Consider the following 18,380-nt stretch of genomic DNA (forward strand, 5'->3'; position numbering starts at 1 on the left):
GTTGCCCGCACTGGCGGATTGCGGGGATATGCTTACGTGCCTTTTATCGCCGCAGAGCGGGTGGCGCTATCGCTCAGACGCTGCAGGCGTGAAACGTCTAGGCTGTTACGCCGATAGAAATCTTCCAGCCTGCCCAGGGTCTTGTCGCCTCTCTGCAATCCCATGAAACGCAGCGCGTTGGTCGTGAAGACCTTCGACAGTTTATGTTCCGGCCATTTGCAGTCTTCGACCAGAAATCTCTCGACCGTCGGAATATAGGCGCCGTAACCGGGATGCATGCCGAGCATCAGCCAGTCCGTGCCAAAAACGAGATGATCGGCATCGCGATCGAATTCTTCAGTCCAGCTGTTGAAATCATCTGCAAGCTGACTGCGTTGCCGGCTATCGGCGTTCAGAAGCTCGGAGAAGAAGCTCAGATCGGCATAGACCGGAGCGTCGGGATTGTCGCGAATATAGGAACCGAAACGCCATTCCCAGCTCTGGGCGCGATCCTTCGATGCGTCGCCGATGGCGAAATGGCCGAAATGTGCAAGGCAGACCCGCAATTTGGGACGAGACTTGAAGACGGGAAGCCAGAAGGCAACGTCGGCGCGGGCATTGTAGTCCGGACCGGCGCCATTGGAGGCATTGGCATGGGCAAGGATCGGGACGCCCTCATCCTCGCAGAATGCATAAAGCTCGCCCAGCACATTGTTTAACCGGGTGCTCGGATCGATACCGAGGTCTTTTTTCACCGAAAACGGGTAAGGCGGCTTGTTGCCGGAAGCGCTGAAACCCATGGGTGGATAGAGCTTGGCTCCCAGGAAACCGTGGTTATTGAGCGCACGCTTGAACTCCTTCATCGGGCTGAATGTGGGGTTGCCGGCCCGGTGATAAATTTCCCGCAGGGGGTCAAAGCCAAAATAGGCGTGAATCAGCGGTCCGTCCTTTCGCTTTGCCAGCAACCCCATCAATTTTGCCTGGTCTGGCAAGGGCGATCTATCCACCTTTTCATTCAGCCAGTGATCGAAGTCCACTGTCGCCGGCGCCAGCAGCAACGGATCGCGGCCCTGTTTCACCTGATCCTCGATCAAACGCGCGACGAGCTTGTGTCGATACAGTCTGAAAAGTGGAATCCAGCGGAGATAGGCGCCGATCTGATCCAGTCTGGAAAAGGATTTTGTTGCCAGACGTGTTGTGTCCAGCGGCGAAAGCGATTGCGTTCGCGGTGCATTTTCACCGATTGCGGCCAGGAAGGCATCGAGCTGCCGTTCGGCCCGGGATTTTTCACGGACGCCCATCGTGGCCAGGCCGCCGCCGGCATCCTCCTGCAATTGCTGGAGAAAGACTGCCGTTTGCGCCACAGCCTGCGCCTGCGCGGCCTCGTAGTCTGAAAAGACGCGCTTGCTCTTTTTCCTTCCCTCCAGAACCTCCATCTCTTCCCTGGCGGTGGGCGCCGAGCCGACACCCAAAAGATGCTGGGCGAGATCGATGAGAAAATCCTCGAGGTCCGGATCGCGGACTTTCATGATGTTGGTTTCCGTCTGCCTGGGATAATGCGCAAGAACGGAATGTTTGATGAAGCGGACCACCGGCAAATCCGATGCGTTGAACACATGGCAATGTGCGTCCACCAGTTGGCCGGTCATCGGCAAATCCGGATAGGTCCGGCACCCGGTCAGGGACAGTGCCGCCGTCGCCATGCCCAACTTCATGAATTCACGTCGCTGCATTTCGTCGTTCCCCATTTTTCGCTGTAAACTGTCTGCCCGCCCGTGCCGTTTCGCCTATCGATCGAAAACGACCGTGCCGACGTAATGGAAGCCGTCCATGCCCGCATTCGATCGGGTCAGGAACGACGTCGGGGAAACATTTTCAAAAACGGTCCGGTTAATCGCCTGCGCGACAGGCTCGGCTTCTCCGCCGGCATAAAACCCGTTGAGGATCGTCATGTTCTCCCGGTTGTCCTCCGCCACTTTTCGGTGGCCGGCCGACATGCGTCCTTCAAGTTCGGAAGGATCGGACATAATGTCGACGAATACGGACTGGGTCAGGGTCCTGGTCTTGTCGCTTGCGGTGATTTTCCCACCGATGAGTGCGGCTTCCGGCCCCTGGGCAAGGCCGGCATCATTCTTCAGCCCGGCAACGATGCCGCTCATCATCCCCCCGCCCGTATTGAAGGCCGGGCTGATGCAGGCGGCGTCAAAGGACTGCGGGTCGCAGTCGCGCAAACCAAGCAGGCTCCAGACAAATTCCGAGCAATAGCTCTCGAAGGGTGGGCTTGCCGTACCTGTTGCGACCTTTGCCAAATGCAATATTTCATCCCTGGGGGATGTGATATCGGGCCGTCCCCGCTTGTACATCGGCAGACCGTAATCGCTGAAAAAGCTGAAACGCCCCGGATGGCTGAGAACGAGCCTTGCCCATTTCTCGAGGTTGGTTTTCTGTCCATCCGTCAGCGCCGGCCGCAGGATATGGATCGAATCCAGATCGGCGTAGTGTTCAGGCGCATTGAGCGGGCTGCTATAGGAGATCGGCGACTCCAGCGTCATCACGAACCGATCATTTCCCTGGCTGACAATGAAAGCCATGGCGGAGTGCGAAATGCCCAATTGCATATGCGCGTAAGCCAGTGTCCTGTCCCAAAGCGGACGGAAACTCAATAGGATGTCGCCCGTTTCGACAAGGCCGGATTGCGCCAGATCGATTGCCGCCTGTTTTTTGGCTTTAACGGCCGCTCGCAGATGAAGAACCCTGAAGCCCATGTCTCCGGAACTTGCGGTTCTTTCACTGATCGTGACGTTTGGGTCTCGAGAGCCGGGAATCTTTGCCCAGCTTTGCCGCGGCGGCATCAGGAAAGCGGAGACGTCGAGAATATCGGTCTTGGCCGGCTGCTGCGCGGAAGACCCGCAGGCCGAGATTGCCAATGCAAGAACCGTTGCTGTGATGGTTGTTTTCATGTCTATTTCTCGGATGAGAATGTAATTTGATCGATATCCACCGTCGCGTCCCTGTTCCGTTCGACGATCGAGAGCGTCGCCTCGGAACTGACGCGGACAATGAAGACGGAAACGGCGTCAGGGGCCGGCAATTGTTCGTTGATGCCGCGGACGAGGCCGACAAAATCGATATTGCGGATACGGCCGGCGGGGTCGGTGCCGACAAGGACCGTTCTGGGTGCCGCCACGTCCATGACAAGTCCGTTCGAGACTAGGAGAGCGCCGAGCTCAGCGGAAAGATCGCGTTGCGACAGCGTTGCCAGAATGCCTGCAGTCGTATCGGAGATACGGCAGGGGAGAGGTTGATCCGGCAGCGCGCGGCAACGCGGCAATGACGGTTGCTCCAGCCTCGTGTCGGCATGCAGAGACATGGCATTGCCGAGCCATGACACAGCGGCTGGCTCGCGCAGCAGCGCAAATGCCAGTCCCACGCCTTCGGGATCGACATAATTCAACGTTAACTCCGCCGACGCGGTTACCGCCGCTCCGGCCAGCAGCATCAAAGCGGTTGCGGCTCCAACAAGACCTTTGCGCATAAGCGCCCCCCCCAATCCTTCACGCTGTCCGAGAATACGAAACAAGGCCCGCACGCCCGGGGCATTCTGTTCACCGCTACCCTCTTTCCGTTTCCTCGAGGGTGGAGAGATAGTGTAGCGACCTTTGACCCGGCACGAAGAAATAGCCGCCACCGCGCACCCGGACGAAATCGCGAATATTCGTCAGGTGCAGGGGGCCGCGCGGCGAAGGAATGGTGAGACGCGCAAGCTTGCGCGGCTTCCCGTCCTCTTCAACCCCGCGGCCGATCAGCGGATCGGCTTCGTTTTCCAATCCGTGGAACTGCCACGCCATCGCCCAGGTCTGCTGAATGAATTCGAATTGCCGTTCGATGTCGGCGTTCAGGCACATGAACAGCAGGCCGGGTTTCGTCGCCGTGGCATCACCGCTGCCCGCCGGACTGAAGCGGCGGCCGACGCGCAGGATGCGATGACGGTTGGTGATGGCGATCTCGTCGGCGGATTGAGGCAGCTTGCTGTCACGCGGATTGGCGCGCCGGATATGGGAACCGAACGGACAGCGCTCGCCGCCCGGGTCCTCGGCGCCGTAGAGGAATTCGTTGTCCGGCGGATGGTCCCGGTCATCTTCCGTCTTTCCCGGTCCGTAGGGATAACGCACCAGCGACGTCCCGTTTTTCCATCGCCCGACCATCTTGGCGGCGATCCAGTCTTGCCGTTGCGCCTGTTCGGTGATGGCGGCCGGAACGGCCGGATGTTTCTCGCAGGCCCTGGCCGCATCAGCGACGAAGCCGTTGAAGGTTTCGACATCCTGCTCCAGCTGGCGGATCACCAGGAAGGTGCCGTTGCGGCCGAAGTCACGGGCGGCGGCCTTGTCCTTGTCATCGGAGGCGGCGATGGGGCGCATCCGCGGCAACAGGCCCCCGGGGTCGGCGGCGGCGGCAATTGAGGGAGAAGGCGGAAAGAACCCTCTGCCGTCGGGATAACCGAGCAGGAATTCGCCGGGTTCGATATGGTGGATGGCGTCCGTTTGCCGCATCCAGCGCCGGGTGCCCCTGATGATCGGTTGGGAGACGCCATCGACGAAACCGAAAGGTTCGCGGGCGACGTTGATGCCACTCTCTCCCGCTTTCCGTTCCGGCAAGGGGTCAAGCGTGACGCGGTGTGCGACGCGGCCGTTCTCAGCGATGATATCCCGACTGAGCGCCTCGACGGCGGCCTCCAGCGTCGGCTGCGAATCCGCGTACACCAGCAGGGCTGCATCGACTGCCCGCTCCTGCGTGCCCCAAAGCCAGTCCTGCGGTTTGTCGTCGCCGGTGTCGGACAGGATGTTCGTGCGTGCCGGATGCGCCATGCCCATGGTATAGGCGATGGGGAAAGCGGCCCGGGTTTCTGCCGGAAGTCCAAGCTTCGTTAGCCCGCCGGCGGCAAGGCCGAGAACCACCACCTGCCTTGCGGGCGGCTGGTCGCCGAACGTGATGTGCGGGAGGGCCGTGCGCAGCCATGCACGCGCGCGTTCCGGATCGTCCGGCAGGTTCAGTGCAAGACATGCAGCGTGCGGGTGGCGGCTCAGCCCGCCAAACAGCAGCGCCTGTATGTCGGTGGTTTCGAGAAAGTGGTCGTCTCGCGCGCGGGAGCCGAGAAGGGTGAGCCATGTGGCGGCTTCCTCCTGCGTGGAGGCGGAGATGAGGTCATGCCTGATCTTGGCATTGGCGCGGATGCGGGCCGTGGTGAGGCCCGGATAGGCGCTGTACCAGAACCGGGTCGGCTGCTGCTGCCGTCGCGCCCAGCGTTTGAAGCGGTCGCCGTCGGTGGCGCCGTCCATAAACAGGTTGCGGGTACGCGGGAAACCTCTTGTGTTGCTCCACGCTGCCGTCAGACCCGCCGAAGCACGGGTGATGAAATCTTCAAGATAGCTTTCCCAGCTGCCGCCGTAGTTGGAGAAGAACAGCAGCTTGTTCGTGCCGGGCAAAAGCACCCAGCGGGCGAAATGGATGGTGCTCAATTCGCCGAGGAAGCCAGGGCGATAGGTGTGGGCCACCATCTGGCCTATGATCCAGAAGGCAAGCCTCAGCGTCAATATGCGCAGGCGCCCGGCCTGCATCACCGAAATGCCGGCGAGATGGTTCTGCGCCGACCAATTTTCATGCTGGATAATCTCCGCCAGCACGCTCGGGTCGGGCAGGCTGTCGTCCGGCTCGTTGCCTTTCTCCAACGCCCGTAACGCGCCGTAAAGCCAAAGCGTGACCGCCGCGAGTGCGAGAGCCGCGAGGAGGATTCCCACCAGCAGCGCAAGGATGCCGACCGTGATGCCGGCTGCGTAAAAGGTGGTCACGGCCGCCACGACGAGCAGGACTGCGAACAGGAGAAGGATCGGCCACAGAAAGGCAAGGACGGCCCGGCCGATCAGCATCGGCAGCGACCAAGGCTCTTCAGGCGCTTTTTCGCTTGGCAGCGGATCGGCGACAAGCAGCGGTTTGAGAGCCGGTTGCGCCTCGATATATGCGCGGACGCGGTGCAGCGTTGAAAGCGGAGGTTCATTGCCGATGGGATGCGCGTCGAAATAATCGCGCACCCCGCGGGCAAACGTGGCTTCACTGCGAATACGCGTCACGCTCATCTGCGGCGTGCCGCGGAACTCGATTCCCGCGACGCCGAACAACCCCAGGTGCGTGTGGATGCCGTGGCGGGACAGCAGCGTCTGGATGGATGGGAGAGGAGGGATCCCCGCCGTCTCGAACAGCGGTTTCAGCCATGGATCGAGCAGGCGCGCGACCCGCTGTATAACCTCGGCTTCGTTGTCGCCATCGGCATCGGCATCGGCATCGGCATTGATTTCGAAGACAAGATGGGTGTTCTCCCCGGCGTCGCCACGAACGACCGTGATGGTCATGAAATGGATGCCCTGTTCGCGCAAAACGTTCCGGATCGCGCCTCCGGAGCGCAATTCCGGCACGAGTTTCGCGAGGGCGTCATCGACGGCGCCGGCATGATCGCCGGGAAACGGGATCGCGCTGGTCAGCATGATCTGTTTCAGATCCCGCCACCGGCGCGGCAAAGACGGCTCTCCAGCGTGGATTTCCGGCATCTTGTCCCCTTTGACATGTCCATGCACTGGCGCGCTACGCGGCGGCCCATCCCTATGCCTCGACCGGATCAACGGCGTCGCAGGCGTCGAGATAGGCATCCGAAAAATCGCTCGAGAGTTCGATCCACATCGGCAGATGGTCGCTCATCTTGAAGGTCCGCCATGTCTTGTAGGCGCCCTCCGACCGCTCGGGCTGATATGTCAGGCGCTCATCCAGCCGGTAGACATGGTCGTAATAGTCGAAGACGCCCGCACCGCGAACATCGACCCGAACATGGCCGCGCTTGCGCTTTGGCTCCCAGAAGGCAATCTGGTCGTAGGCTTTGTCCTGCGGAACGTTCGAACCCGGGATCGAGCGGATCTGTTCCGGCACTTCGAAGCCGTTGGCTTCAAGGGCCTGCATCGTCTCGTGCTCGGCGCTGATGATATTAAAGTCGCCGAGCAGGCCGGTGAGGACGGTGTTGTCGGGATTGGCCTTCATTTCTTTTGCCGCACGCGCGCCCAGCGCCTCCGTCAGGCGGAAGATTTCGCGCTTGCGCTGCGCCAGCAGCTTTTCGTCTTCGTTGTCGCCAAAATAGATATGAACCGTCGCCAGGTCGATCTTCATCCACCCTGCCTGAAAGCTGACGATGAAGGGGGTGCGGGCAAACTGCTTGAAGCTTTCGTCCAGCGCCTCACCGGGGAAGCGGAGGCGGAAATTTTTGCCTTCGACGGTGTCCTGCGGAATGCCCAGGGCGACTTTTCCCTTGGTCCCGGCGGGGCGGCTCACTTCGGTTCCCTTGGCCACCGCCAGCGCGCTGCCCTTGGGCAGGGCGAGCCAGGTATCGGCGGGAAGGGCGATTTCGACGTCTTCCGTGAGTTTGATCGCGCCGTCGCTGCCGGCTTCCGACTTCGCGTCGTATATGCCTGACAGTTCCACACCGGCCGGCAGTTTCAACGCTATGCCGTTTTCCAGCTTTATGCGCTCCCCGAAACTCGCCAAGACCTTTCGTCCGTCGGGCAATGTCAGTTCGCCGGCGATGTTGCGGAAGCGTACGCGGTTGCGGTTGAAGAGAAAGACCATCCTCTCGCCGTTGCCTGCGCCGCCATCCGTGACGTCGGTTGCGATATAGTCCCAGTCCGGGCCTAAAATATCCCGCAGCTGGCGAAACTCGGTCATGTCGTCGCGCACCTCCTGGATGGCGGCGATATCGAAGTTCGAGATAATTTCCGCCATATAATAGAGCGGCTCGTAAGTCTCCCGTCCCCCGTGCTTGTTATTGCCGAATTCGCGAATGTTCCACGTCCCGATGCGGACGGTTGTCATCCGGTTGGTATCTTTCGGAAAATGCTCCGCCAATGCCTTGCGAAGACGGCGCAGCCCGACAATCGTGCGCTTGCGCATGATTTCCTGCGCCGATCCTGCGGGAAGCGCTTTTTTGAGGCGACCATAAAACGGCATGAAATCCCCCTCGACGTTCACAACCGGATCGTACAATCAATAAGTAAAAATACAAGGTGAGCGTGCGTTATTCTTGCTTGAGTAGTGTGCTCAATCGAGTTTTTCTGAAAAATCCCGTCGATGGTGTCGCAAGAAGCAGCATCTTGAATATCGATACAAGCAAATTTTCTGGCATGGACCGAGATTTTTTCACGCCATGGGCTAAAAAATAGTCGTCATGCCGATGATATTTGGCCACCGTAAGGAGCAGGTCAAATTTACAGAATGAAATTCTTGAAATTCATGGATGCAGAAAAATTTTATTTTCAAAATTCGTATGGCTATGTTGATAAAGCAGGTTATGATCGAGAATTTTGTGGAAACGGATTTTAAATGTACTGAAAAATTGCCATTTTTATTTGCAAATGATCGATTTTACCCTCGTAACCGCGTCAGCCGCGCGCTGCCAATCGAGATTAGGATATGGCGGTCAGAATATACGGCTTTGACGACAGACATCGCGGTGATTGAGGAGCGGCGAGGATGGTCATGAAAAATTCTCAAGCACCGCCATGAACGTATGACGGTCGCCTTGCCCCTCGGTCAGCCGCACCCGGCCTTCGATGTCGGCCAGATGATGATCCATCAACTGCTGCACCTTGGCGAGGTTCTTCTCCTTGAGTGCCGCGACGATGAGGCGGTGGTGATCGGCGCCGCAATCGTCATGTTTTTCCTCTTCGTAGAGCGCCATGACAAGCGAAAGACGGGCAACGATCTTCGACAGCATCTCGGTCAACACCGCGTTGCCGGCGAGTTCGGCGAGAACGATATGGAACTTGCCGGACAGCACGGTTTTCGACTTTTCGTCGCCGTGGTGGTGGATGTGTTCTTCCTCGTCGGTCAGCTTCTCAAGTGCATCCAGCTGCTCTGTCGTGGCGCGCATCATGACGAGCTCCAGAATGACGTGCTCGATCTTGCGGCGTGATTCAAAGAGGGCCTTTGCTTCCTCGATGCCGGGCTCGGCAACGAAGGTGCCGCGGTTCTTCTTGCGCTCGAGAAGATGGTCGCTTTCCAGAACGCCGAGCGCGCCGCGCACAACGGTGCGGCTGACGCCGAAATGATCGGCGATCGCATCCTCCAGAATCTTGGTGCCGGGTTTCAGCGCGCCTTCACCGATCGCGTTGGCAAGCGTCGTGCGGATGCGTTCGGAAACATCGTCATTATTGTTCTCGGCGGCATCGGCCGGCCCGCTTGCTTTTGGCGCAGCCCGGAGGCTTTGACGGCGCGTCTTCTTCATGTCTTGCTCCAGATGCAATCGGGCCATGCCGATCTGATTACTTTCATGAGAATATTCGTGCGTATATCCGAACCGCAGAAAAATACAGCCCATGGGCTTGTATTTGGTGGGGACTGGCGACCGTCGCCGCCAGTCGGTGTCTGGCGCTTTCAGGCTGCGTTTTGTTTCGCCATGGCCTGAGACAGGTGGATGCCGTTGTCGGCGCAGAGCGTCTCGATGTGCAGCGCCGAATTCCTGATGAATGCGATGGCCTGGGTGAAACCGTAAGACTGTTTCTCATAGGTTGGGTAACCGTACTGGCTGGCCTCGTAGCTTTCCCAATCGGGGATCTCGCCGCGGGACACGCGTGCTTCGAAGGCATCGACCATGGCGAGATAGGCTTCCAGCTCCTCGGCCGTCAGATCCGGATGGCTGGCGCGCCAGACCGGATCATGAAGCTGAATGCATTGGCGCGGATTGGCCCGGCGCGGCTTGTCCTCCACGGAGGCCGCCACCTCCAGCGAGAGGTTCAGCGCCGGATTGGCCTTGGCAAGAATTGGAATGATGGTCGAAAAATCCACGATGCCACGGCCGACGGGCCGGGTCTGGAAGTCGAAACCGCCGGGGGCACGCCCCACATAGGCGTCCTTGATATGTGTCTGACGGACATAGGGCGCGACCCGTTTGGCGGCGAAGACCGGATGTTCGGCGCGTTGCAGGCCGTTTGCCGTGTCGAACACCACGCCCATGCAATCCTCTCCCACGGTTTCGATCATCCGCAGAATCTCGAACGAGGTAATTTCGTCGTGGGTTTCCATGTTGAGGTGCACACCGTTGGCGCGCGCGACGGGCGCGAGCTTCAGCAGCACCTTTTCAGTCGCCCGCAATTGCTCGTCCCAGCTTACATCGGTGCGGAAGCGGTCGTTGGCCAGCCGTCCGCGATATTCGGACTTGAAGTTGCCGGGCGACACCCAAAGCTCACGGCAATCGATGGCGGCGCTCGCCTCGATCATGCGGGTAAAGCCGAGTATGATATCGCCGTCGCCAATGGCGCGGAATTCGGGCGCCTCGGCGCTGCAATAGGGATTGATCTTGCCAACCCCGCTTTCGAGATAAAGGCCGAGATCGTCAGCGCTTGCCCTGATATCACGCAGCGCGCCTGCGTCCAGCGTCGGGCTCATATCGAGAACCGTGCTGAAGAAAATGCCTCCAAGACCGAGTTCCTTGACATGTTCGAGGCTTTTGAGCGGGCCGCGCTTGCGGGCTTCAGGCAGTTTCTGTCCGTCGATACCAAGTCTCATGATTTGCTCCTTGATGTTTCCTGGTCGGATGCGCTGCGATGGCGATCCTGGTTGATTGGTGGATGTGTGGACGGGTGGATGGATTGGTGCTCAGTTGCGTCGCTGGCCGTCTTTGCGCGTATCCGCGTCGCGGCCTTTCGGTGCGAGATGTTTCTCGAGACAATGCTGGCCGATCGAAGCCACGGTGGTGATTGCGAGATACCAGAGCGAGGCGACGCACAGGAGTTCGATCACGAGGAAGTTGCGGGCGTAGATGGCTTGCGCCTGCGTCAGCAGATCCTGCATGCCGATGACCGAAACGATCGCGCTTGCCTTCAGCATGCCGATGGCCTGGTTTCCGGTGGGCGGCACGATCAGCCGAACGGCTTGCGGCAGAACCACTGTGCGCAATGTCTGCAGCGGTCTCAAGCCAAGCGATGAGGCTGCCTCGCGCTGGCCGCGGTCGACCGCCGTCAGGCCGCTGCGGATGATCTCGCTCATATTGGCCGCCTCGTGCAGACCGAGCGCAAGAAAACCGGCCAATGCCGGCGTGACGAGGTCGTTGACCGGTATCGAATAGGGGCCGATGCCGATTGCTGGCACGAAAAGCGCGATGTTGAACCAGAAGAAAATCTGCACGATCAGCGGCACGCCGCGGAACCACCAGACGAAACCGATGGCCATCGCCTTCAGCACGACGTTGTGGCTGGTTGCCATGATGGCGATGATGCAGCCGACGAGGATGCCTGCCGCCATGGCGCCGGCCGTCAGTTCCAGCGTCAGCGCGACGCCGTCGAGAATGACCGGATCGACCATGTAGCGTGGAATTTCGCTCCACTGAACGCTCTGGTTCCTGCCGATGACGACGAGGACGAGAGCCAGCGCGAGGATCGCGCTGGTTGCGGATGTGATTTGCCCCCACCGTATCGGCTTGCCGGCCGGTGGTTCGATGGCCATGCTGACGGGCTGAGCGAACAGGGCCATGGCTCAGTTCACCGGCATGCTGGCGGCATCGTTGAACTTCACGGTCTTTACGGCAAGCGGGCCGAGGCCCCATTTTTCCATGATCGCGCGATAGGCGCCGCTATCGACCATATGTTGCAGCGAGGCGATGACGGTGTCGCGCAGTTCGGGGTTGTCCTTGGCGGTCAGCATGCCGAGATAGCCGACAGCGAGGCGTATATCAGGCAGGGCCTCCAGGCCGACGCCCTTGCCGGTCTGGTTTGCGGTGGTGTAGACGCTTGTCGCATAACCGTTGACCGTCGCATCGGCGCGGCCGGTGCGGACAGCCTGCAGCACGTCCGGCATTTTCGGGATCGACATGATCTTTATCGGCGTCGAGCATTTTGCCGATGCGGCCTCGACCAGGCGCGCCTGGAACGTGCCAACGGGCACCGCGACCGTTTTGCCGCACAGATCCTCCATATTCCTGATGCCGAGCGGATTGCCCTTGATCGTCATGATCGTGGTCGCATCATACATATAGTCGATGACATCGACCTGTTTTTCCAGTTCCGCATCGTCGTTGATGCCGGAAATCGTCATGTCGAAACGCTTTGACAGAACGGCCGGCACGATTGCAGCGCCGGCGCCGACATTGGTCATCTGCACATCGACGCCGAGAATGACGCCAAGCGCCGCGGCAATGTCGGCATCGATACCGATCAGCTTGCCATCTTCCGCCTGAAAGCTGATCGGCGGCGTCAGATCGGTGGCGACCTTGATGGTCTTCCTGTCCCTGATGGCGGAAGGCAGGCCATCGGCCAGCGTCTGATTGAAAGCGACGCCGGGAAGCCTGGCGACATCGGCGTCCGGCGTCATTTTCATCGCTACCCCTTCCGCCGCCTGCGCAGAGGCGGAAAGCAGCAGGAAGGTGATACCGGTCAGGCAGTCTTTGAGACGTTTGTTGAAGCGGCGCATGGTGATCCCCTGTTATTGTGTGCGTTTGCGCTTATTAGGCAAGCAATCGGCGTGCCATGTGGGGTCTTGTTTATTTATTGCGTTGTTTTTAAACGGCTATTTTCAGGGGGCGAATATGTCGTGAAAATTTCGAACAAAGTTTCGCATGAATATTCGAAAATAAACTGATTAAAAAATCATCGGCTTCTGTGAATGTGTTGCGGGTATTGACGAATTTATCATTCAGGCATTTGAATTTATTGTGCTTTATCTGAATTTCGAATGCTGTTTCGATTGTCGGAATTTCCTGGCTCAGCCCGGAAAACATGCCCCGTGCCCTCAAATTGATGGAAGTCGCTGCTTAATGAATGAGCGAACCTGGCGAAAATTGAACAGATTTTAAGTTCGGATATTAATTCGAATGAATATTATTATTTCTGTTCGAAGATAATAAAAACATAAATTTTCATTTTAAATCATATTGTTAATTAAATTATTGCCGATCAATCTTCGAGATTGGCACGCGGCTTGCAGCATCCTCGGCATGACCCAGATACAATTCAAAATCGCCGACCGACCAGATCACCGCCTCATGCCTGGCAGTGTTTCAAGTCCGGCGTGGTGCGAAGGAACATTCATGTCAGAGGCATCGACGCCGGCAGATGGAAAGCAGCTCAGTGTCAAAGGCCTTACCCATAGTTATGGCGGGCAGAACGCGATCAGCGATATCAGCTTCGATATCAAGGCGGGTGAGATCGTCGCGCTGCTGGGGCCGAGCGGTTGCGGCAAGTCAACGGTTCTGCGCGCCATAGCCGGGCTGATCCAGCCGAAAAGCGGCAGCCTGCGGCTGGGCGACCGCTATCTCGCCAATATCTCGGCACGATCCCGTGGCATCGGCATGGTCTTCCAGAACTATGCGCTGTTCCCGCATCTCACCGTGGCGGAAAACATCGCATATCCACTTTCCTGTCAGCAGATGCCGAGGGCGGAGCGGAAGGCGCGTGTGGAGGAGATGCTCTCGCTGGTACGCCTCGATGGATATGGAAACCGGTTGCCGCGCGAGCTGTCCGGCGGGCAGCAGCAGCGGGTCGCGGTTGCCCGCGCCATTGCCGGGCGACCGTCGCTCCTGTTGTTGGACGAGCCTTTCGGCGCGCTCGACCGGGCGCTTCGTTTTGATCTGCAGGTCGAGCTTTTGCATCTGCAGAAAACCCTCGGCATCACCACGCTCATCGTCACGCATGATCAGGAGGAGGCGCAAAGCCTTGCCGGCCGGCTTGTCTTGATGAACAGGGGCCATGTCGAGCAGATCGACACGCCAATGGCGGTCTATGACCGGCCCAAGACGCTCTTCGTGAACACCTTCATCGGCCAGGCCAACGTGATGCATGGGACGGTCGAGCGTCTGGATGCCGCGGCAACGACCGTCGCGCTGACGGGCGGCAAGGCTCTCGTGCTGCCGCGTCGCCTGAATTTTACGGCGGGTTCCAAGGTCAGCATCACTTTCCGCCCGGAAGACGTCCGCCTGCAGACGAGCCCGGGCGTATCCTCGCTCCCGGCCCGATTGACGGTGTCCGTGCCGCTTGGGCCGACGCTGGTTCACGATCTCGTCCTCGAGGACGGGACCGGTCTGCGCGCTTCGGAAGTTCGCGGACCGTCCACATTCATTCCCGCGCCCGGAGCACAGCTCTTTGCCGAGATCGACACCGGCAGGTGTCACGCCTTTCCGAGCGAACCGGAAGCATCAGGTGAATAAACAACAACGAAGAGGTGAACAGATGAAAGACTTTGATATGACGCGCCGCCGTTTCGGGCTTCTCGCGGCCGGCGCCGCTGCCATCGCCACGCTGCCCCTGTCGGCCCGCGCCGCTGGTGCCGCCGCCGTCGCGGCGGCTTTTCCCGGCAACTGGGAGGACGGTTACCGCACGGTTCTGACCCCTCTCGTGAAAGCGGCGGGCTTTGACCTGACCGTTGCCCCGGCCATGGCGCAGGATCAGCTTGCCAAGGTCATGGCAAGCCCCGGCAACCCGCCTTACGACACGCTTCTGATGTCGCCCGGCCAGATGGCGGTCGCCATCGAGAATGATCTGATCCAGAAGATCGACCCGTCGAAACTGAAGAACTGGGCCATGCTCGACACGGCCTTCCAGGGCGAATATGGTCCGACCGTCACGATCGAAGTCAACGGCATCGCCTATAATCCCGATCTTGTTCCGCGTCCGAAGGGATATCGCGATCTCTTTGAAAATCCCGCCTATAAGGGCAAGGTCTCCTGGACCGGCTTCGGTTCCAACACCGCCGTCATGGCCTATACCCAGATCGCCAGGATTTTCGGGTCTGGCCCGACGGACATGGACGCCGTCTTCAAGCTCTTCAAGGATAATCCGGAGCATCTGAAGGGCGTCGTCGACAGCACCAACCATCAGATGACGCTGTTCCAGCAAGGCGAGATTGCCGTCTTCATGTGCTCCACAGGCAATGTCGCGCGCCTTAAATCGATGGGTCTCAAAGCCGAGTTCGTGCAGCCGGAAACGGGTTCGCCGGCGGCCCCCGTCAACATTCATCTGACCAAGGGCGCAAAGAACGTCGATGCGGCCTACGCCTATATGGACGCCGCCATTTCGAAGGTGGCGCAGGATCAGCTGAAGCTGCCGCCGCGGGAAATGTTCCCGACCAACAGGGACGTCGCATTGACGCCCGGCATCGAGGCCTATGTGACCCGCGAACAGCTCGCCAGCCTCGTTTATCCGGATTGGGCCGCCATCAACAGCAACCGCGCCGACTGGATCCGCCGGTTCGACGCCCTGGTCGCCGGCTGAGGGTGCAAGATGAAGGCGAGCGGCTTTCCATACGTTGTCCCGATGCTGTTGTTGTCGGTGGCGTTTTTTGCAACGCCGCTCGCCGTTCTCGTCGGCTTCAGCTTCGTGGGTGCCGAGGGGTTTTCCCTTGAGCACTACGGACGTTTTCTCGGGGACGCGTTCAATTTCCGCGTTCTCGTCAACACGGCCCGGCTGGGTCTGGAAACCGTTATCGGCACGACGCTGCTCGGCGTGCCGATAGCGCTTCTTTACTGGCACAGCGGCAAGACCGCGCGCCAGGTCATCATCTTCCTGACGCTGATCCCGATGCTGACCAGCAACGTGGTTCGAACCTTCGCCTGGATCGTCATTCTCGGGCGGCAAGGCCCCATCAGCGAGGCTCTGATGGCGCTCGGTCTCACGGGCAGTCCCATCAGCCTGATGTTCACCGAGCTTGGGCTGGTCATGGCCATGTGCCAGATCGACCTTCCGCTGGTCATCCTGCCCCTGGTCGCCATCCTGTCGCGTACGCCCGTGCAGTTTACCGAGGCGGCGCAGGTATCCGGCGCTGGCCCCTGGCGCATTCTGGTCACCGTCCTGTTGCCGCTGATGCTGCCTGGTCTGCTGGCGGGCTGGATTCTGGTGTTTGCCAGCACCAGCAGCTCCTTCGTCACCCAGGCCGTTATCGGCGGCGCGCGCAACGTGTATGTCCCGCAGCTCATCTATCGCGAGGTCGGCACGCTTTTCGACTGGCCCATGGCGTCGGCGATAGCAGTGGTTCTGCTGTTATCCACCGGTTGCCTGCTGGTCGCTCTTACCATGATTTCCCGCCGCAGGAGGCTCGTCGGCCATGCGTGATCATCGCGAAAATCCGCTTCCGGCGTTTCTTTACAAGGCATTCGTGTTCGGTTTCGGCGGCCTGAGCGTGATCTATCTCATCGCGCCCATCATCATTGCGCTGACGATGTCGTTCACGGCCGGGCAGACACTGAAATATCCGCCCGAAGGCTTCTCCTTCCGCTGGTACGAGGCCCTGCTTGATCCGGCGCGTTCGGCGACGGAGCATATCGCGGCGGCAAATTCGCTGAAGATCGCCGGGCTTGCGGTGCTGGGTTCGCTGCTGTTTGCCGTGCCCGCCACGATCGGCATGACGCGCATGAGACGAGGCGCGGTCGGCGCGATCGAGCCGATTCTTCTGGCGCCGCTGGTCCTTCCCAGCCTCGTTTATGGTCTGGCCGCCCTGATCGTTGCAAATTTCGTCGGTTTCCAGCCGTCGCTCTGGCTCACGGTCGTCGGTCACATTGTTGTCTTCGGGCCGCTGATGTATCGCGCCGCCTCGGTCGTTGCGCAGGGCATCAATCCGTCGCTGGTGGAAGCGTCAGCGGTAATGGGGGCGAGCTGGTTTACCACCTTGCGGCGGGTCATCCTGCCGTTGCTGATGCCCGGCATTCTGGCCGGCGCGTTCCTGGTTTTCATCCAGTCGCTCGATAATGTCTCCGTCTCGCTTTTCCTCGCCGACGCGCAGACGACCGTTCTGCCGTTGCGCATGTTTGCTCTCATCGAGGAGTCGCTCGATGTCCGCGTTGCGGCGATCTCGGGAATTCTGATCGGCTTCACGCTGGTGGTGATGCTCGTTGCAAGACGGGTGTTGGCGCCACAGAGGCCGGCCTGACCCAATCTCACAAAAAATGCAGGAAGGAACACCCATGAACATACGTGCAACCAAAACAGGCTCCTATCGCGTCGGGTCGCTGCTGGCGGATTTCCAGCCGGATTTCGATTTCGCCGCGCCGCTTCCCCTGCCGGTCGAGGAGTTCGAGGATCGTCTGCGCCGTATCCGCCGCCAGGCGGTGGAAGCCGGCCATGACGCGCTGATCGTCCATACCGGCGGCGTCGGCTGGTTTCACACCTCCAACCACTATCTGCGCTATATCTGCGACTGGATGCGCGAGGGCGTGCTGATCATTCCGACGGATGCCGACAAGCCGATGGTGCTGCTGTCCTTCTTCACCCAGTCCGTACTTCTGCCGCCGGGCGGCGAGCCGGTGCTGGTGGAGGACATCTGGCAGATCGGCCCGATCGGTCGCGAATATGCCGACCGTCCGGGCGACAGCATCGTCAGGACGGCGGAAAAATGCGCCGAACTGCTGGCCGGAATGGGCCTGTCGAAGGCGCAGATCGGCCGCATCGGCGATCGCACCTCGCTGGCCTTCTGGGCGGCTCTCGACGAGCTCATGCCGAAGAGCAGGTTCGTTGCCGACAATGCCATTCTCGACCGGATGCAGAAGGTGCGTTCGCCGCGCGAAATCGAGATGTTCCGCGCCGCCGCCCAGTTGGTCAGCATCGCCACCCAGGCCGCCTACCATGTCGCCAAGCTTGGCGTAACCGACCATGAAATCTATGCCGCCTTCACCCAGGCGCAGCTTTCCTTCGGTGGCGAGACCGGCGACGGATATCAGATCGGCATCAACGAGTTCGGCACCCATTGCGGCAAGCCTTACGGCCATGTCGTGCGCTCCGGCGATCTCATCAATCTCTACATCTCCAATGTCACCTATCGCGGCTATACCGCTCAGACCGCCCGCATGATCGCCGTCGGCGGCATCACCGAAAGGCAGGAAGAGGTGCTGGCCGCCTGTACCGAAGGTGTGAAGCGAGCCGAAAAGCTGATCCGGCCGGGTGCTCTGATGCGTGACGTCAACAATGCGGCTTTCGAGCCGATGATCGAACGCGGCATGCTGGCCTCGCCCGAGGCGCGGACCATGCCCTATAACTGGGCGCCGATGGAGGATGGCAGCGCACGCCTCGTCCCACGCCAATATGTCAGGAACATCGATTGGGAAGCGCAGGGCCGCAGCCTCATGCACGTCTATCCGGCAGCGCATGGGCCGCACAACCCCAATCTCGGCCATTCCGTCGGCATGGCCGGCGGCCAGAACAGCTTCAATATCTCGTCGCATAATTACGACCGCATGGAAGAGGGCATGGTTTTCGTGCTGCATACGCAATGGCTGGAGCCCCTCTCGGCCGGCTGCAATGTCGGCGACATGTATGTCGTCACCCGCGACGGTTTTGAAAATCTGAGCCGTCACACACCGCTTGAAACCCACCGCGTCGCTGCCGAGGCCTGAG

Annotated in this window: 15 protein-coding genes; 6 read left to right on the forward strand and 9 right to left on the reverse strand. The window is 59.9% G+C overall.

The window, feature by feature from the left end:
- Positions 1-32 precede the first annotated feature (32 nt).
- The 5 genes from ACI2KA_RS15320 to ACI2KA_RS15340 all read right to left on the reverse strand — a co-directional run bounded on the left by ACI2KA_RS15320 (position 33) and on the right by ACI2KA_RS15340 (position 8,019).
- Positions 33-1,712: an amidohydrolase family protein gene (locus tag ACI2KA_RS15320; RefSeq protein ID WP_404503326.1), complete on the reverse strand. Its 1,680-nt coding sequence runs from the start codon at positions 1,710-1,712 to the stop codon at positions 33-35.
- 54 nt (positions 1,713-1,766) lie between these two features.
- A complete protein-coding gene (locus ACI2KA_RS15325) occupies positions 1,767-2,939 on the reverse strand; it encodes a hypothetical protein (protein WP_404503327.1) in 1,173 nt (390 codons plus the stop codon).
- Between the two features lie 2 nt (positions 2,940-2,941).
- Positions 2,942-3,514 carry a hypothetical protein gene (locus ACI2KA_RS15330; protein ID WP_404503328.1) on the reverse strand — a complete coding sequence of 191 codons (573 nt, stop codon included), beginning with the start codon at positions 3,512-3,514 and terminating at the stop codon, positions 2,942-2,944.
- Positions 3,515-3,590: 76 nt separating this feature from the next.
- Positions 3,591-6,578 carry a Dyp-type peroxidase gene (locus ACI2KA_RS15335; RefSeq protein WP_404503329.1) on the reverse strand — a complete coding sequence of 996 codons (2,988 nt, stop codon included), beginning with the start codon at positions 6,576-6,578 and terminating at the stop codon, positions 3,591-3,593.
- A gap of 52 nt (positions 6,579-6,630) precedes the next feature.
- Positions 6,631-8,019 carry an endonuclease/exonuclease/phosphatase family protein gene (locus ACI2KA_RS15340; protein ID WP_404503330.1) on the reverse strand — a complete coding sequence of 463 codons (1,389 nt, stop codon included), beginning with the start codon at positions 8,017-8,019 and terminating at the stop codon, positions 6,631-6,633.
- A gap of 286 nt (positions 8,020-8,305) precedes the next feature.
- Here ACI2KA_RS15340 and ACI2KA_RS15345 point away from each other — a divergent pair, with 286 nt between their 5' ends.
- On the forward strand, positions 8,306-8,551 hold the full coding sequence (locus tag ACI2KA_RS15345; protein ID WP_404503331.1) for a hypothetical protein: 246 nt from the start codon (positions 8,306-8,308) through the stop codon (positions 8,549-8,551).
- Here ACI2KA_RS15345 and ACI2KA_RS15350 read toward each other — a convergent pair.
- The 4 genes from ACI2KA_RS15350 to ACI2KA_RS15365 all read right to left on the reverse strand — a co-directional run bounded on the left by ACI2KA_RS15350 (position 8,546) and on the right by ACI2KA_RS15365 (position 12,474).
- The gene (locus ACI2KA_RS15350; RefSeq protein WP_404503332.1) at positions 8,546-9,295 is read right to left on the reverse strand and encodes a GntR family transcriptional regulator; all 750 of its coding nucleotides are present in this window, start codon (positions 9,293-9,295) and stop codon (positions 8,546-8,548) included. The genes ACI2KA_RS15345 and ACI2KA_RS15350 overlap by 6 nt on opposite strands.
- Positions 9,296-9,444: 149 nt before the next feature.
- Entirely contained in the window at positions 9,445-10,575 is a 1,131-nt protein-coding gene (locus tag ACI2KA_RS15355) for a sugar phosphate isomerase/epimerase family protein (protein WP_404503333.1), read from the reverse strand.
- A 90-nt stretch (positions 10,576-10,665) separates the two neighbouring features.
- Positions 10,666-11,538 carry an amino acid ABC transporter permease gene (locus ACI2KA_RS15360; protein ID WP_404503334.1) on the reverse strand — a complete coding sequence of 291 codons (873 nt, stop codon included), beginning with the start codon at positions 11,536-11,538 and terminating at the stop codon, positions 10,666-10,668.
- A 3-nt stretch (positions 11,539-11,541) separates the two neighbouring features.
- Positions 11,542-12,474, reverse strand: a complete 933-nt coding sequence (locus ACI2KA_RS15365) for an ABC transporter substrate-binding protein (protein WP_404503335.1) — start codon at positions 12,472-12,474, stop codon at positions 11,542-11,544.
- Positions 12,475-13,090: 616 nt separating this feature from the next.
- Between ACI2KA_RS15365 and ACI2KA_RS15370 the strand changes: the two genes are divergently transcribed.
- Genes ACI2KA_RS15370 through ACI2KA_RS15390 form a run of 5 tightly spaced genes read left to right on the forward strand, consistent with a single transcriptional unit; the run spans position 13,091 to position 18,379 of the window.
- Positions 13,091-14,206 carry an ABC transporter ATP-binding protein gene (locus tag ACI2KA_RS15370; RefSeq protein ID WP_404503336.1) on the forward strand — a complete coding sequence of 372 codons (1,116 nt, stop codon included), beginning with the start codon at positions 13,091-13,093 and terminating at the stop codon, positions 14,204-14,206.
- A gap of 22 nt (positions 14,207-14,228) precedes the next feature.
- A complete protein-coding gene (locus ACI2KA_RS15375) occupies positions 14,229-15,269 on the forward strand; it encodes an extracellular solute-binding protein (protein WP_404503337.1) in 1,041 nt (346 codons plus the stop codon).
- Between the two features lie 9 nt (positions 15,270-15,278).
- Entirely contained in the window at positions 15,279-16,106 is an 828-nt protein-coding gene (locus tag ACI2KA_RS15380) for an ABC transporter permease (RefSeq protein WP_404503338.1), read from the forward strand.
- The gene (locus ACI2KA_RS15385; protein WP_404503339.1) at positions 16,099-16,920 is read left to right on the forward strand and encodes an ABC transporter permease; all 822 of its coding nucleotides are present in this window, start codon (positions 16,099-16,101) and stop codon (positions 16,918-16,920) included. The genes ACI2KA_RS15380 and ACI2KA_RS15385 overlap by 8 nt, the downstream gene beginning before the upstream one ends.
- Before the next feature lie 34 nt (positions 16,921-16,954).
- Entirely contained in the window at positions 16,955-18,379 is a 1,425-nt protein-coding gene (locus ACI2KA_RS15390; RefSeq protein WP_404503340.1) for a M24 family metallopeptidase, read from the forward strand.
- Position 18,380: the final 1 nt, after the last annotated feature.

This window comes from Agrobacterium sp. NPDC089420 (assembly GCF_044900305.1).
Classification (GTDB): domain Bacteria; phylum Pseudomonadota; class Alphaproteobacteria; order Rhizobiales; family Rhizobiaceae; genus Agrobacterium.

What these genes read in the sequence shown, in the direction of transcription:
- ACI2KA_RS15335 (WP_404503329.1), bottom strand. Translation starts at nt 6,578, where the DNA reads ATGCCGGAAATCCACGCTGGAGAGCCGTCTTTGCCGCGCCGGTGGCGG.
- ACI2KA_RS15385 (WP_404503339.1), top strand. Translation starts at nt 16,099, where the DNA reads ATGCGTGATCATCGCGAAAATCCGCTTCCGGCGTTTCTTTACAAGGCA.
- ACI2KA_RS15360 (WP_404503334.1), bottom strand. Translation starts at nt 11,538, where the DNA reads ATGGCCCTGTTCGCTCAGCCCGTCAGCATGGCCATCGAACCACCGGCC.
- ACI2KA_RS15330 (WP_404503328.1), bottom strand. Translation starts at nt 3,514, where the DNA reads ATGCGCAAAGGTCTTGTTGGAGCCGCAACCGCTTTGATGCTGCTGGCC.
- ACI2KA_RS15365 (WP_404503335.1), bottom strand. Translation starts at nt 12,474, where the DNA reads ATGCGCCGCTTCAACAAACGTCTCAAAGACTGCCTGACCGGTATCACC.
- ACI2KA_RS15320 (WP_404503326.1), bottom strand. Translation starts at nt 1,712, where the DNA reads ATGCAGCGACGTGAATTCATGAAGTTGGGCATGGCGACGGCGGCACTG.
- ACI2KA_RS15390 (WP_404503340.1), top strand. Translation starts at nt 16,955, where the DNA reads ATGAACATACGTGCAACCAAAACAGGCTCCTATCGCGTCGGGTCGCTG.
- ACI2KA_RS15355 (WP_404503333.1), bottom strand. Translation starts at nt 10,575, where the DNA reads ATGAGACTTGGTATCGACGGACAGAAACTGCCTGAAGCCCGCAAGCGC.
- ACI2KA_RS15350 (WP_404503332.1), bottom strand. Translation starts at nt 9,295, where the DNA reads ATGAAGAAGACGCGCCGTCAAAGCCTCCGGGCTGCGCCAAAAGCAAGC.
- ACI2KA_RS15375 (WP_404503337.1), top strand. Translation starts at nt 14,229, where the DNA reads ATGAAAGACTTTGATATGACGCGCCGCCGTTTCGGGCTTCTCGCGGCC.
- ACI2KA_RS15340 (WP_404503330.1), bottom strand. Translation starts at nt 8,019, where the DNA reads ATGCCGTTTTATGGTCGCCTCAAAAAAGCGCTTCCCGCAGGATCGGCG.
- ACI2KA_RS15370 (WP_404503336.1), top strand. Translation starts at nt 13,091, where the DNA reads ATGTCAGAGGCATCGACGCCGGCAGATGGAAAGCAGCTCAGTGTCAAA.
- ACI2KA_RS15325 (WP_404503327.1), bottom strand. Translation starts at nt 2,939, where the DNA reads ATGAAAACAACCATCACAGCAACGGTTCTTGCATTGGCAATCTCGGCC.
- ACI2KA_RS15345 (WP_404503331.1), top strand. Translation starts at nt 8,306, where the DNA reads ATGCAGAAAAATTTTATTTTCAAAATTCGTATGGCTATGTTGATAAAG.
- ACI2KA_RS15380 (WP_404503338.1), top strand. Translation starts at nt 15,279, where the DNA reads ATGAAGGCGAGCGGCTTTCCATACGTTGTCCCGATGCTGTTGTTGTCG.